This window comes from Pseudomonas canadensis (assembly GCF_030980095.1).
Classification (GTDB): domain Bacteria; phylum Pseudomonadota; class Gammaproteobacteria; order Pseudomonadales; family Pseudomonadaceae; genus Aquipseudomonas; species Aquipseudomonas canadensis.
In genome coordinates this window covers 1,555,435-1,568,450 of record NZ_CP133298.1, presented here as the reverse complement: position 1 = coordinate 1,568,450, position 13,016 = coordinate 1,555,435, and the positions used below count along the sequence as shown (strand labels likewise).

The following is a 13,016-nucleotide window of genomic DNA, read 5'->3' as shown; positions in this document are numbered from 1 at the left end:
TTGCCTGCGCCCACATTTGAATCCGGTCAGGCTTGAAATATGAGTGATCAGGTCGCTTGGCCGGCGCGCTTCAACACGGCGTTGAGCAATACGTCGGTGCCCTGGCGCACGTCCTCGGGCAACACGTCTTCGGCTTCGTTGTGACTAAGGCCGCCGACGCAAGGGATGAAGATCATCGCAGTCGGGCAATAGCGCGCCAGGTGGATGGCGTCGTGACCGGCGCCGCTGACGATGCGTTGCTGGCTGTAACCCAGGGCATCCACAGCGGCTTGCACGCAGGCGACGCAGTCGGCGTCGAACGGTGTGGCCGGGCTGATCCAGTGTGGACTGACGGTCACGGACAGCCCGCGTTGCTCGGCGATAGCCTGCAGTTGTTGGCGCACTTGCTGTTCCATGGCGTCGATATCGACGTCGCGGTGATGCCGCAGGTCGACGGTGAAATTCAATAGGCCAGGAATAGTGTTGCGCGACGATTTGGCGATGCTCAGTTCACCCACGGTGGTCAGGCCTTCGGGGGCAAAATCCGCCGCCAGTTTCTCCAGGGCCTGGATCATTTGCGCGGCGCCATACAAGGCGTCTTTACGCAGCAGCATCGGCGTAGTGCCGGCGTGGGCAGCCATGCCTTCGACGCGCACATCCAGCCAGCGAATCGCCTGCCCGCCGGTGACCACACCGATGCTTTTGGCGTTGTCCTCAAGAATAGGGCCCTGCTCGATATGCGCTTCGAAATACGCATCTACCGCACCGCCCAACGGGCGTGAGCCGTCGTAGCCAGTAGCACGCAAAGCCTCGGCCACACTGATGCCATCGACATCGGCAGTGGCCAGGGCCTTATCCAGTGCCAGGGTGCCGGTGAATACCGCCGAGCCGAGCATGGCTGGCGTAAAACGGGCGCCCTCCTCATTGGTCCATACCGCAATTTCCAGCGGCTTGCGTGTCTGGATCCCGTGATCGTCAAGGCTACGGATCACCTCCAGCCCCGCCAGTACACCGTAGACACCGTCAAAACGCCCACCTTCGGGCTGAGTGTCGAGGTGGCTACCCATCATCACTGGCGACGCATCCTTGTCCGTACCGGCACGACGGGCAAACAGATTGCCGATGGCATCCACGCTCAGGGTCAGCCCGGCGGCCGTACACCAGTGGCTGAACAGTTCGCGACCGGCTTGGTCTTCGGCGCTCAAAGCCAGGCGGCAACTGCCACCGCGTGCCGTGGCACCAATCTCGGCCATGGCCATCAGGCTGGCCCACAGGCGCTCGCCATTGATCTTCAACATTACAGACACTCCATCAAACACTATGGGCCATTTCACGACGGTGGGCGGTGGCATGCCGACGCGACAACGCCAGTACACACACCAGCGAGACCGCCGCGATCAAGCTGTAGAACACTGCCATCGGCCACCATTGGCCTTGGTATTCGTGGGCCAGCCAGGTGCCGATCAACGGCGTAAGACCACCCGCAAGCGCGCCACACACCTGGTAGGCCAGGGAGATCGCGGTATAGCGCACGCGGGTTTCAAACAGGCCACTGACGAAGCCGGCGATCACCGCATAAAACGACGCCATGCACACCACCGCCAGGGCAATACCGAGGATGATCAACGGCGCCTGGCCGCTGCTGACCAATACGAACATCGGATAAGGCGAGGCCATGGCCAGCACCGTCATTGCGCACAGGAAACGCGTGGCGCCGACCTTCTCCGCTACCCAGGCGGCTAGCGGCTGGACGCAGAACTGGATGATGGCGACAAAGAAAAGGCACTCCAGAATCAGCGAGCGCGGTAGGCCCAGTTGCTGAGTGCTGTAGGCAATCATGAAGGTGTTGGTGAAATACACGCCGGCAATGCCCAGGGTGTTGGCCCCGATGCACAGCAGCAGTGGGCGCCAGGCGGTTCGTAGCACCTCTATGACAGGCGCCTGGTCTTTCTTGATCGCCCGCGCTTTTTCCGCCAAGGCTTTGTCTTCAAGAAATTCCGGCGACTCATTCACGCCCAGGCGAATCGCCAGGCCGACCACCAACAGCAACGCACTGGCCAGGAACGGCACGCGCCAGCCCCAACTCAATAACTCTTCTTCCGGTAGACGGGTGACCGCACTGAACGCGAGCAGCGACAGGATCAGCCCAGCCGGGCTGCCCAATTGCGCGAAGGAAGCAAAGAAGTTGCGCCGACCTTTCGGCGCATGCTCGCCCGCCATCAACACCGCACCGCCCCACTCGCCGCCAACGGCGATACCCTGCACCACGCGCAGAAGGATCAGCAGCACCGGCGCAGCGGCACCGATCTGCGCATAGGTTGGTAGCAGACCGATACACACGGTCACCACGCCCATCATCACCAGGGTGATCACCAGGGATTTCTTGCGGCCGATCCGGTCGCCGATGTGCCCGAACACAATGCCGCCCAACGGCCGTGCGAAGAAACCCACGGCAAAGGTGCCGAACGCCGCCATGGTGCTGAAGAGTTTGTCTTCGGAGGGGAAAAACAGCTGGCCAAACACCAGCGCTGCGGCAGTGGCGTAGATGTAAAAGTCGTACCACTCGATCATCGTGCCGATAAAAGCGGCGGCCGCAGCACGGCGAGGCTGGGGCGAAGCGGAAGGCTTCATGGGGCTGGCTCCTTTGGTTATTTTTTTGGCAGGAGAAAGGTCGAACGCATGCGCTCTGATGGCGCTTGTTGAGGGTGATTTATCGTCTCGGGGCTATGATTAGTCAATTTTCTATTTATTATTCCAATTATAAATTCTGCTTATTATCGAACCGTGCCATGCCCGAAGCCCGCCGAGACATTCATCCCTTGCTCAACGACCGCCTGGACTGGAACCTGCTGCGCACCTTCCGTGTGATTGGCCAAGAGCTGAGCATCAGCCGCGCCGCCGCCCGCCTGCACTTGACCCAGCCAGCAATCAGCCAAGCGCTCAAGCGACTGGAAGAACAACTCGACTGCCAACTCATCGTCCGTCGTGGTCCGCGCTTTGTGTTGACGGAGGCCGGTGAGCAGATCTTCGCCATCGCCGGCGAGATGTACGGCCAGGTGTCGCAGATGAGCAATGCCCTGCAAAAACCGGGCGATGAGGTGATCGGTAAAGTGCGATTGCTGATGATCAGCCGGATCAACTCGGACACCTTCGATGAATTTCTGGCGGAGTTTCATCGTGAACATCCTCGGGTCGACCTGGAAGTCGAGGTGATGCGCAGCTCGGACATCGTCGCCGCGCTCCTGGAAAAAACCGCGACCCTGGGTCTGAGCCTCAACCGTCGGCCGCAGCCACGCCTGGAACAACACCTGTTCCTGCGCCAGCGTTATGCGTTTTTTTGTGGGCGACACCATCCATTGTTCGGGCGCATCGGTTTGGCAGAGGGGGACCTGCAATCTGAGAACTTCGTCAGTTTTACCAGCGACCAGATTGGCGGGATGCTCTCGCCGTTGACGATTTTCCGGGATCAGCAAGGGTTCAGCGGTCGGATCGTGGCGTCGTCTTCAAGCCTGGAAGAAGTGCGGCGATTGGTGATTGCCGGCTTCGGCCTGGGCTGCCTGCCGATCCATGTGGTGGCGGAGGATGTGAAGAACGGGCTGCTATGGCGGCTACCGCCGGACGAGGGCATTACGGACGTGGATATCCATCTGCTGTGGAACCGGGAACAGAAGATGAGCCGGGCGGAAACGGTATTTATCGAAAGCCTTTCTGAAAAACTCGCGCGATGAGCGAACCTGGCCCCCGTGCTCGATGAGACCACGGGGGCTTTCCCTACCTAATCGAATCGACTCCGCGTCAACGCGCTTTATTGGCCTGAGAAAGCACCGACGCCGCAAGCGCCTTCGTGTCTTCGTTGTATTTATCGCTGCCCAGCACTTTGCCAGCCGTCTCCTCCATCTCTGCGCTGGTCTGCTTGTCGGTGCTTTTCTGGGCTAGCGCTGAAGCGGCAAGACTTCTGGCAGTGGCTGATGAGGTTGGACTGTTGAGCGTATCCGCTGCCAATGTCGCGATCTTGCCCGAGGTTTTCTTGGTGTTTTTGCTCATGCTGCAACTCCTTTGCAGTGGGAAGCGCCTGATCGAGTGCGCTACCACAAAGTAATCAGTTGCCGGAGCCACTGCAATGCGCTGCCTGTAGGCAACGTTGGGGACGTCTGTATGAAAGGTGTATGGCTTACGTAGTGCGTGCTAGAGCGTCGCATCGATAGCACTGATGATTACTATCGAAACGAGCGCCTGCTCGATTTTCAGCACTGATTCCTATAATCGCGTCCTAACTCCCTCCCCCTCGCCTGGCTTCAGGCGACGTTCATCCTGGAACCCAACACTATGCCAAGTGCCAGCCAGGCCCCCCGCGGCCTTCCCGAACATAATCAACAGAGCGTCAAACAGCAGTGGTTGGCGATCCTCTCGGTCGCGGTGGGCGCCTTTGCCCTGGTGACCAGCGAGTTCCTACCGGTGGGCGTACTCAACGATGTCGCTGCGGACCTGGGCATCACTGCTGGCCACGCAGGCCTGATGGTCACTCTGCCCGGCATCATGGCCGCGCTGGCGGCCCCTTTGCTGTCAGTGATCATTGGCGCTATGGATCGCCGTTACCTGCTGATCGGCCTGACGTTGATCATGATCGTGGCCAACATGGTCGTGGCCTTCGCCAGTGATTTCAGCCTGCTGCTATTCGGTCGCGTATTGCTGGGTATCAGCATCGGCGGTTTCTGGGCGACAGCCATCGCCCTCAGCGGCCGCCTGGCCCCCAGGGGCGTGGACGTCGCGAAGGCCACTTCGATCATCATGATGGGCGTGACACTGGCCACCGTACTCGGCGTGCCCGTCGGCACTTGGCTCAGCGGCCTGATGGGCTGGCGCATGACCTTCCTGGTCACCGCACTGGTGGGCCTGCCGGTGCTGTTGGCGCAAGTTCTCCTGCTGCCAACGCTCAAACCGGAAAAAGCCATTCTCGTCAGCGACCTGCCGGCGTTGTTCATCAACCCACGGGCCCGGGTCGGCTTGATCGCGGTATTGCTGATCGGCCTGGCGCACTTTGCCGCGTACACCTACGTCGCCCCCTTCTTCAAGAACAGCTCCGGCTTCGATGGCCCGACTATTGGCTCACTGCTGCTGATGTTTGGCATTGCAGGTGTGGCAGGTAACATCTTCGCTGGCTTCGCCGCCAACCGCAGTGTGCGTTACACCCTGCTGCTGGTCGCACTGATGATCGGCACCAGCACCGCCCTGTTCCCCTACTTCGCCACCGGCCTGACCGGCGCCGCCATGCTGATCGCACTCTGGGGCTTCGCCTTCGGCGCCTTCCCGGCTTGCGCCAGTATCTGGATGTTTGTGGTAGCGCCCAAGGATGTGGAACGTGGTATGCCGCTGTTTGTCGCGTTGTTCCAGGTGATCATTGCGCTGGGGTCGTTCTTTGGCGGGCGTATCGTCGACCAGATGGGCAGCGCGGTGCTGTTGAGCCTGGCGACGGCGTTGGTGGGCGTGGGTTTTGTGACGGTGCTGGTGTTGGGCCGTAATGTCAGCAATAGCTTGGCGGCGCAGACTGCCTGACCAAACCAGTACTTACCAAAAAGCCTGCTGAGTGTTGAGCTCAGCAGGCTTTTTTCGTTTAATTGGGATGAGTATCTGTGGTGGCACCTGACTGACTTGCATCCTTAGTCAGGATAAATGAGCTAAACGCCAGAAAATCCCCTAGATGCTGAGTGATGATCGCAACTGTGATCGGCAATTGAAGGGTTTGATACTCATGAACGGCGATGTTGCGAAAACCGACCATGTTCTTCAGGTTGGTCAACAAGGACGGGCTCACCCACCCACCTTGGGATAGCAATTGAAACACGTCGCGTGCCCCCTGGGGGACGCCTAGCCGCTCACGACGGATCAAAAATGCTGCCCCATATCCAGCGCAGCTTCGCAGGCACGCTGAATGTTGAGAATCGCCGCATCCTGTCGGGTGAAGTCAGTCGCGAAACTGGCAGGATCCTTGTCGTACTCCTCGCGAGCGCGAGCCACATAGCGCTCAATACTCGAGGCTTTGTGGATGAGCACATTATCGACCATGCACTTTTCCTTTCTGCTGAATGTCAGCCAACAGCGCAGCCCTTGCAGTGTCCAGCGCGTTTTTTTCACTGAGGATATAGCTCTCGAAAATACCCGCCTGACTGTCCTTGTTCCAGAGCCGACGCCCAGTTGTTATTACCTGATATTGCATGACCGTGGACACCGCGCGCTGGTCCAGCAAATCGACGGGCACCGCCACAATATCAGCGAGTTCTCCTGCTATCTGCCACAGCAGTAGCGGCTCCACTGTGCCAGCAGCAAGCACTGCCAGGTCCAGATCGCTGTCGGCATTCGCCTAACCCGTCGCTTGACTGCCAAACATATAGACGGCCATCAGATCAGGGACACTCGCCAATAAATGCGCCAACACTGCTTCAATGTTCATGTTACAACCCATGGTGCCACCCGATGAATGACCGTAGCAGAATTCATCTTCAAATTTCTGCCCCAAACAAAAAACCCCCGACAACCTTTAGGTTATCGGGGGTTTTTCATTATTCAATAATGGCGGAGAGATAGGGATTCGAACCCTAGGTACCGGTGAAGGTACAACGGATTTCGAATCCGTCCCATTCGGCCACTCTGGCATCTCTCCAACGGCGCGCATCATAACAGTGTGACTCAGGAAAGCAAAGCTCGAAACGAGATTTTTTTCCGTGCTATCAGATGCTTGCGTCGATTAAAGCGGTACGCCCAGACGGTTGGCGACTTCTTCGTAGGCTTCGATGACATCACCGAGACCTTGGCGGAAGCGGTCTTTGTCCATCTTCTTCTTGGTGTCTTTGTCCCACAGGCGGCAGCCGTCCGGGCTGAATTCGTCGCCCAGGACGATGGAGCCGTCGTGGAACACGCCGAATTCCAGTTTGAAGTCCACCAGCAGCAGGCCTGCGTCGTCGAACAGTTTGCTCAGGACTTCGTTGACCTTGAGCGACAACTCTTTCATGCGCGCCAATTGCTCAGCGGTGCCCCAGCCGAACGCCACGACGTGGGATTCGTTGATGAACGGGTCGCCCTTGGCGTCGTCCTTCAGGAACAGCTCGAAGGTGTAAGGGTTGAGCTTGAGCCCCTCTTCCACGCCCAGACGCTTGACCAGACTGCCGGCGGCGTAGTTACGCACGACGCACTCAACCGGGATCATGTCGAGCTTCTTGACCAGGCACTCGTTGTCGCCCAGCAGTTTGTCGAATTGGGTCGGAATGCCGGCCTCTTCGAGTTTCTGCATGATGAAGGCGTTGAACTTGTTGTTCACCATGCCTTTGCGGTCAAGTTGTTCAATGCGCTTGCCATCGAACGCCGACGTGTCGTTGCGAAACAGCAGGATCAGGCGGTTGGCGTCGTCGGTCTTGTACACCGACTTGGCTTTGCCGCGGTAGAGTTCTTCACGTTTTTCCATGATGGGCTCCGCTTGCTAAATGGTGGGCTAGGCGATGTGTCGCCAGTCGAGCCCTGAATCTTGATCGGCCAGTTGCAGCCAGTCCGGGTCGCACCCAAGGGTGTCGACAAAACATTGCCGGGCCAGCTGCGGCAGGTTGTTCTTGCTGCTCAGGTGGGCCAGGACCAGGTGTTGCAAGTCTTGCCAGCCCAACTCATACACCAGGTACGCCGCCTGGTGGTTGTTCAAATGTCCCAGTTCGCCGCCCACCCGCTGCTTTAGGAAGTAGGGGTAGTGACCGCGAGCCAGCAGGTCTCGGCAGTGGTTGGACTCGATCATCAAGGCATCGAGGTTCCGGTAACCGTCCAGCACCTTGGCGCAGTAGGAACCCAGGTCGGTGAGTACGCCAAAGCGCCGCTCACCATCACTGAAGACATATTGCGTCGGTTCCTGGGCGTCGTGCGCCACGGCAATCACCTCGATGCTCAAGGCACCGATTTGCAGCTGCTCGCCACCGGCCAGGAAACCTGCGGGTTCAATGGGTTTGCGCATCCCGCGCAAGGTGCCGCGACTGAGGTACACCGGAAGATTGTAGCGCCGAGACAGCAAACCCACGCCATGCACGTGGTCGGCATGTTCGTGGGTCACCAGAATCGCGCTCAGCTGCGCGGGGTGTACCCCCAGGCGCAGCAGGCGCCGCTCGGTTTCCTTTAACGAGAAACCACAATCCACCAGCACATACGTGTCGTCATGTGCGACCAGCGTGCCGTTCCCTTGGCTACCGCTGCCGAGAACGGCAAAACGCATCGAATCAGCCCAAGTTGTCCTGAATCACGCCCAATACTTTGCGCGCTGTTTCAGCGGGCGCAACGGTATTGATGTTCTTCTCGACGGTGACTTGCACGCTTTCGCCAACCTTGCTCAAACGAACCTGGTAACGCTCGGCACGGGTCTCGATTTCTTCCTTGGTCGGCTGGCTGCCAAACAGTTTGCTGAAGAAACCTGGCTCTTCATCTTTACGCTCGGCCTTTTCAGCCACGTTGATGTAGTACAGACCCAGGCTGCGGTTAATGTCCTCTACCCGCCAAGGGCCCTGCTCCAATGCACGGCCAACACTGGCCCAGGCACGGTCGAGGTCTTCACCCAGGTTCAGCACCACGTTGCCGCTGCCGTCTTCGGTGAGGCTGACGCGGCTCGGGGTGTCGTAATCACGTGCGGCGAGCAGGGAAACCGAACCGCCCTTCTCGGAGATACGGCTCATGCTGGCCAGCATCTCGTCGACCAGTGCCGAGTCGACGCCTGTATTGACCGAGCGGTTGGTGAAATCAACATTGGCCGTGCTGCCGGCCGGACGCTCGGCGCTGACCACATAGACTTCACTGGTATTACGCTGCACGCCTGGCTCGATGCGCACACGCACACGGGCTTCGCTGTCGGCGGCTACACCACCGGCCTGCAGGCGCTTGGCCATGGTGGCGGACAGCTCGCTGCCCTGCTGCCATGCGGTGGTGAATTCACCGGTCTGCGGGCGCTGCTCGTCGATGCGGAAACCATTGTCCTGGAAGAACTGTACGGCCACTGGCCAGACTTCGGCAGGTGGGCGCTGAGCCACGATCCAGCTGGAATCACCGCTCTTCTGCAGGCTGTAGTCGCTGGCATCCGCCACGGCCGAGATCGGCTGCGGACGCGGCACCACGTACTCACCCTTGGTGGTGTCGTCGGCAACGTTGCGCGGGATCGGCAGCAACGGGTCAAGACGCTTGGCGACGTTGACGCCTGGCGGCAATTCCATCGGTTTGGTGGGTTGTGCTTCCAGGTAATCGCTACCGCGGTCACGGAAGTAGCCTTCCGGGCCCCAGATCCAACCGCAGCCACTGGTGCTGGAGATAATCAAGGCAAGTGCGGAAAGTCCGGCCAATCGCTTCATGCGTAGTGCTTCCTCAATTAAACCAGGACGCCGGACTGGCGCAGGGCCTGTCGCAGCGGTTCGTGACAGGCTTCGCTGAGACGAGTGAGCGGCAGACGGATACCGTCCGGCATCATGCCCATTTCAGTCAGCGCCCACTTCACGGGAATAGGGTTGGATTCGATAAACAGTGTCTTGTTGAGCGGCATCAACTTCTCGTGGATCGCGCGGGCGGTCACGGCGTCGCCTGCAATGGCGGCGGCGCACATTTCGCTCATGGCGCGCGGGGCCACGTTGGCGGTCACGGAGATGTTGCCCTTGCCGCCCAGCAGGATCAGCTCTACGGCGGTGGCATCGTCACCGGAATACACCAGGAAATCGCTGCTCACGCCGGCCAGGATGTCCTTGGCACGTTGCAGGTCGCCGGTGGCTTCCTTGATACCGATGATGTTCGGCACGGTGGACAGGCGGATCACGGTCTCGGCCTTCATGTCGCACGCGGTGCGGCCTGGCACGTTGTAAAGGATCTGCGGGATATCGACCGCTTCGGCGATGGCGCGGAAGTGCTGGTACAGGCCTTCCTGGGTCGGCTTGTTGTAGTACGGGGTCACCAGCAGGCACGCATCGGCGCCGGCCTTCTTGGCGTTCTTGGTCAGCTCGATCGCTTCACGCGTCGAGTTGGCGCCCGTACCGGCGATCACGGCAATACGACCCGCGACGCGCTTGACCACGAATTCGATGACCTGGATGTGTTCTTCCACATCGAGGGTGGCCGATTCACCGGTGGTGCCGACCGCCACGATGGCGTTGGTGCCTTCTTGCAGGTGGAAGTCCACCAGTTTGCCCAGGCTGTCCCAGTCGAGATGACCTTGTGCATCCATGGGTGTGACCAGTGCCACCATACTGCCCGCAATCATGCAACCGCTCCTGCCGGAAAAAGAGAGCCGTAATGGTACTGGCGCCAAGATGCTTGCACAAGCGAAGTACCGCCTGAGGATGCGTTATGGCGCAACTAAACGACGGGCAATGCCATCATTGGGCCAAAGCCTGCCCAGGAGCACGGTAAAATCGAGCCGATTACGCAATGAAAAGGCCACCTCCTATCCCTTGGCGACGGTTTTCGCTACCCTTCATCCTTTGATCGATACAGCCCGCACAGTATCGACCGCTCATCGTTTTAGGAAGGCTGCATGTCCACCCCCACAGTTCGCGAACAATTCCTTGTTATCAGTGCCCTCGGCGCCAACCCCATGGAGCTGACCAACGTCCTGTGCCGCGCCAGCCATGAAAACCGCTGCGCCGTCGTGACTTCCCGCCTGACCCGCCACGGCGAGTGCAGCGCGCTGGTCCTGCAGATCTCCGGCACCTGGGACGCCTTGGCGCGCCTGGAAACCGGCCTGCCGGGCCTGGCCAAGAAGCATGACTTCACGGTCAATGTGGTGCGCAGTGCCGCCCTGGAGAATCGTCCCCAGGCCCTGCCTTATGTGGCGTATGTCAGTTCGGCCTATCGTTCGGACATCGTCAACGAACTGTGCCAGTTCTTCATCGACCACAACGTCGAGCTGGAGAACCTGACCTGCGACACCTACCAGGCCCCACAAACCGGCGGCACCATGTTGAATGCCACGTTCACCGTGACCTTGCCGGCCGGCGTGCAGATCAGTTGGCTGCGCGACCAGTTCCTGGATTTCGCCGATGCCCTGAACCTCGACGCACTGATCGAGCCATGGCGCCCACAGAACCCAATGTAAGGAAGTTTTCATGGCGGTAGTCATCGACAAACCCGTAGCCGATTTCGAAGCACAGGCCACCAGCGGCCAGACCTTCAGCCTTGCAGCCCTCAAGGGCAAGCAAGTGGTGATCTACTTCTATCCGAAGGACAGCACCCCGGGCTGCACCACTGAAGGCCAGGGTTTCCGTGACCAGTACGCGGCATTCAAAGCGGCCAACACCGAAGTGTTTGGGGTGTCGCGGGACAGCGTGAAGTCCCACGAGAACTTCAAGGGCAAGCAGGAATTCCCCTTCGAGCTGATCAGCGACAAGGATGAAGCGGTCTGCCAGCTGTTTGATGTGATCAAGTTGAAGAAGCTGTATGGCAAGGAATACCTGGGTGTGGATCGCAGCACCTTCCTGATCGACAGCGAAGGTGTGCTGCGCCAGGAATGGCGTGGTGTGAAAGTGCCAGGCCACGTGGATGCCGTTTTGGCGGCGGCGCAGGCGCTGAACAAGGCTTGATCGCTGCGGCGTCCTTTGGATTGTCATCGCCGGCAAGCCGGCTCCTACATTTGTAACAAAATCATATGTAGGAGCTGGCTTGCCGGCGATAGCGTCTTCGATCCCCCCGCAACATTCAAAGCAACGGCGCCACCACCGGCTCTTGCCGTGGCCACGCATCCAGCACCGCCTTGAACAGCGTCGCCAGCGGGATTGCAAAGAACACGCCCCAGAACCCCCACAGCCCACCGAACAACAGCACCGCACAAATGATCGCTACCGGGTGCAGGTTGACGGCCTCCGAGAACAGCAGCGGCACCAGCACGTTGCCATCCAGGGTCTGGATGATTCCGTACACCGCCATCAGGTAGATGAACTGGTCGCTCCAGCCCCACTGGAACAACGCGATCAAGGCTACCGGCACCGTCACCACCACGGCGCCGACATACGGCACCACCACCGAAATCCCCACCAGCAACGCCAGCAAGGCCGCATAGTTCAGGTCCAGGGCAATAAAGGCGATATAAGTCACGCCGCCGCAGATAATGATCTCGATGACCTTGCCGCGAATGTAGTTGGCAATCTGCCGGTTCATTTCCTCGGCCACCCTGGTAATCAACGCACGTTCGCGCGGTAGGTAGCCACGCACCCAGCGGCCGATCATGGCGCGGTCCTTGAGGAAGAAGAACACCAGGATCGGCACCAGTACCAGGTAGATCATGATGTTGACCAGCAACGGCAGGCTGGACAGGGAAAAGGTCAGTGCCCATTGCCCGAATTTTCCGATCTCGCCGCGTGCCGCTTCGATGGCCTGCAACACCTGTTCGTCCGAGACCAGATGCGGATAGCGCTCCGGCAACAGCAGCAACAGTGACTGCCATTTGGCGAGCATGCCCGGCAGTTCGTTGAACAACGTGATCAACTGATGCCACAGCAGCGGCAGTACTACCACGACAAACAGCACCAGCAGCCCCATGAACAAGGCGAACACCAGGCCCACGGCGGCTCCGCCTGGCAAGCGCAAGCGCTCCAGTGTGGTGACCAAGCCTTGCATCAGATACGCCAACACCATCCCCGCCAATACCGGCGCCAGCATGCCGCCCAAGGTGAGCACGGCCGTAAAGGCCAGAAACAGCAGGACCGCCAACACCACGGCCTCCTCATCGGAGAAGTAGCGCTGGATCCAGTCTCGTAACACTTTGAACATCAATCAACCTCGGCGGGTGGGGGCAAACGGTTCAGGCCTTGCGCAACCAGTAACGGTACACACCGGCGGCGTCGTCTTCATGCAACAGCGTGTGGCCGGCCAGCTTGGCAAAGGTGCGAAAATCACGCTGGGAGCCCGCGTCCGTGGCGATCACCTTAAGCACTGCTCCACTGGCCAATCGATTGAGCTCCAGCTTGGCCTTGAGCAAAGGCAACGGGCAATTGAGACCGCTGGCATCGAGTTCGGCATCAAAGGCTACAGCGTCGGTCATGATT

13 protein-coding genes, 1 tRNA gene and 2 pseudogenes are annotated in these 13,016 nt (G+C 59.5%); 4 read left to right on the top strand and 12 right to left on the bottom strand.

Translation table 11 applies throughout. The annotated features are described in order from the left end of the window. Positions 1–47: 47 nt before the first annotated feature. Positions 48–1,277 (bottom strand): Zn-dependent hydrolase, encoded by a 1,230-nt coding sequence (locus RB216_RS07220; RefSeq protein ID WP_068934937.1) that lies wholly within the window; start codon positions 1,275–1,277, stop codon positions 48–50. A gap of 13 nt (positions 1,278–1,290) precedes the next feature. Beyond that, positions 1,291–2,610: an MFS transporter gene (locus tag RB216_RS07215; protein WP_028619354.1), complete on the bottom strand. Its 1,320-nt coding sequence runs from the start codon at positions 2,608–2,610 to the stop codon at positions 1,291–1,293. 158 nt (positions 2,611–2,768) lie between these two features. Between RB216_RS07215 and RB216_RS07210 the strand changes: the two genes are divergently transcribed. Next, positions 2,769–3,707 (top strand): LysR family transcriptional regulator, encoded by a 939-nt coding sequence (locus RB216_RS07210; protein WP_028619353.1) that lies wholly within the window; start codon positions 2,769–2,771, stop codon positions 3,705–3,707. Between the two features lie 67 nt (positions 3,708–3,774). Here the strand turns inward: RB216_RS07210 and RB216_RS07205 are convergent, their stop codons facing one another. Next, on the bottom strand, positions 3,775–4,023 hold the full coding sequence (locus RB216_RS07205; protein WP_028619352.1) for a hypothetical protein: 249 nt from the start codon (positions 4,021–4,023) through the stop codon (positions 3,775–3,777). Between the two features lie 282 nt (positions 4,024–4,305). Between RB216_RS07205 and RB216_RS07200 the strand changes: the two genes are divergently transcribed. Further along, entirely contained in the window at positions 4,306–5,532 is a 1,227-nt protein-coding gene (locus RB216_RS07200) for an MFS transporter (protein ID WP_236318863.1), read from the top strand. 58 nt (positions 5,533–5,590) lie between these two features. Here the strand turns inward: RB216_RS07200 and hepT are convergent. The 7 genes and pseudogenes from hepT to dapA form a co-directional block, all read right to left on the bottom strand. After that, positions 5,591–6,042: pseudogene (gene hepT, locus RB216_RS07195) on the bottom strand (type VII toxin-antitoxin system HepT family RNase toxin). After that, positions 6,032–6,427 (bottom strand): annotated as a pseudogene (gene mntA, locus RB216_RS07190) (type VII toxin-antitoxin system MntA family adenylyltransferase antitoxin). The pseudogenes hepT and mntA overlap by 11 nt, the downstream one beginning before the upstream one ends. Before the next feature lie 120 nt (positions 6,428–6,547). Beyond that, a tRNA-Ser gene (locus RB216_RS07185) sits at positions 6,548–6,637 on the bottom strand. A gap of 84 nt (positions 6,638–6,721) precedes the next feature. Further along, positions 6,722–7,435, bottom strand: coding sequence for a phosphoribosylaminoimidazolesuccinocarboxamide synthase (purC, locus tag RB216_RS07180; protein WP_028619348.1), 714 nt, complete (start codon positions 7,433–7,435; stop codon positions 6,722–6,724). A gap of 27 nt (positions 7,436–7,462) precedes the next feature. Next, positions 7,463–8,221, bottom strand: a complete 759-nt coding sequence (locus RB216_RS07175; protein ID WP_016975176.1) for an MBL fold metallo-hydrolase — start codon at positions 8,219–8,221, stop codon at positions 7,463–7,465. Between the two features lie 4 nt (positions 8,222–8,225). Further along, positions 8,226–9,341, bottom strand: coding sequence for an NlpB/DapX family lipoprotein (gene bamC / locus RB216_RS07170; RefSeq protein ID WP_308908469.1), 1,116 nt, complete (start codon positions 9,339–9,341; stop codon positions 8,226–8,228). 17 nt (positions 9,342–9,358) lie between these two features. After that, entirely contained in the window at positions 9,359–10,237 is an 879-nt protein-coding gene (gene dapA / locus RB216_RS07165; RefSeq protein WP_016975174.1) for a 4-hydroxy-tetrahydrodipicolinate synthase, read from the bottom strand. Positions 10,238–10,510: 273 nt separating this feature from the next. Here dapA and RB216_RS07160 point away from each other — a divergent pair, with 273 nt between their 5' ends. Both RB216_RS07160 and RB216_RS07155 read left to right on the top strand, forming a co-directional pair. Next, complete coding sequence (locus RB216_RS07160) at positions 10,511–11,071, top strand: glycine cleavage system transcriptional repressor (RefSeq protein WP_003172487.1); 561 nt, start codon at positions 10,511–10,513, stop codon at positions 11,069–11,071. Between the two features lie 10 nt (positions 11,072–11,081). Beyond that, positions 11,082–11,555 carry a peroxiredoxin gene (locus RB216_RS07155; protein WP_025855402.1) on the top strand — a complete coding sequence of 158 codons (474 nt, stop codon included), beginning with the start codon at positions 11,082–11,084 and terminating at the stop codon, positions 11,553–11,555. Between the two features lie 115 nt (positions 11,556–11,670). On the opposite strand, the gene RB216_RS07150 is transcribed toward RB216_RS07155, so the two are convergent. Then, entirely contained in the window at positions 11,671–12,741 is a 1,071-nt protein-coding gene (locus tag RB216_RS07150) for an AI-2E family transporter (RefSeq protein WP_028619345.1), read from the bottom strand. Positions 12,742–12,772: 31 nt separating this feature from the next. Then, positions 12,773–13,012 (bottom strand): sulfurtransferase TusA family protein, encoded by a 240-nt coding sequence (locus RB216_RS07145; protein ID WP_028619344.1) that lies wholly within the window; start codon positions 13,010–13,012, stop codon positions 12,773–12,775. Positions 13,013–13,016 lie beyond the last annotated feature (4 nt).

Bases quoted from the DNA above. Each gene is read 5' to 3' on its own strand.
- RB216_RS07155 (WP_025855402.1), top strand. From the start codon at position 11,082: ATGGCGGTAGTCATCGACAAACCCGTAGCCGATTTCGAAGCACAGGCC.
- RB216_RS07205 (WP_028619352.1), bottom strand. From the start codon at position 4,023: ATGAGCAAAAACACCAAGAAAACCTCGGGCAAGATCGCGACATTGGCA.
- RB216_RS07210 (WP_028619353.1), top strand. From the start codon at position 2,769: ATGCCCGAAGCCCGCCGAGACATTCATCCCTTGCTCAACGACCGCCTG.
- dapA (WP_016975174.1), bottom strand. From the start codon at position 10,237: ATGATTGCGGGCAGTATGGTGGCACTGGTCACACCCATGGATGCACAA.
- RB216_RS07220 (WP_068934937.1), bottom strand. From the start codon at position 1,277: ATGTTGAAGATCAATGGCGAGCGCCTGTGGGCCAGCCTGATGGCCATG.
- RB216_RS07175 (WP_016975176.1), bottom strand. From the start codon at position 8,221: ATGCGTTTTGCCGTTCTCGGCAGCGGTAGCCAAGGGAACGGCACGCTG.
- RB216_RS07145 (WP_028619344.1), bottom strand. From the start codon at position 13,012: ATGACCGACGCTGTAGCCTTTGATGCCGAACTCGATGCCAGCGGTCTC.
- purC (WP_028619348.1), bottom strand. From the start codon at position 7,435: ATGGAAAAACGTGAAGAACTCTACCGCGGCAAAGCCAAGTCGGTGTAC.
- RB216_RS07160 (WP_003172487.1), top strand. From the start codon at position 10,511: ATGTCCACCCCCACAGTTCGCGAACAATTCCTTGTTATCAGTGCCCTC.
- RB216_RS07150 (WP_028619345.1), bottom strand. From the start codon at position 12,741: ATGTTCAAAGTGTTACGAGACTGGATCCAGCGCTACTTCTCCGATGAG.
- RB216_RS07215 (WP_028619354.1), bottom strand. From the start codon at position 2,610: ATGAAGCCTTCCGCTTCGCCCCAGCCTCGCCGTGCTGCGGCCGCCGCT.
- bamC (WP_308908469.1), bottom strand. From the start codon at position 9,341: ATGAAGCGATTGGCCGGACTTTCCGCACTTGCCTTGATTATCTCCAGC.
- RB216_RS07200 (WP_236318863.1), top strand. From the start codon at position 4,306: ATGCCAAGTGCCAGCCAGGCCCCCCGCGGCCTTCCCGAACATAATCAA.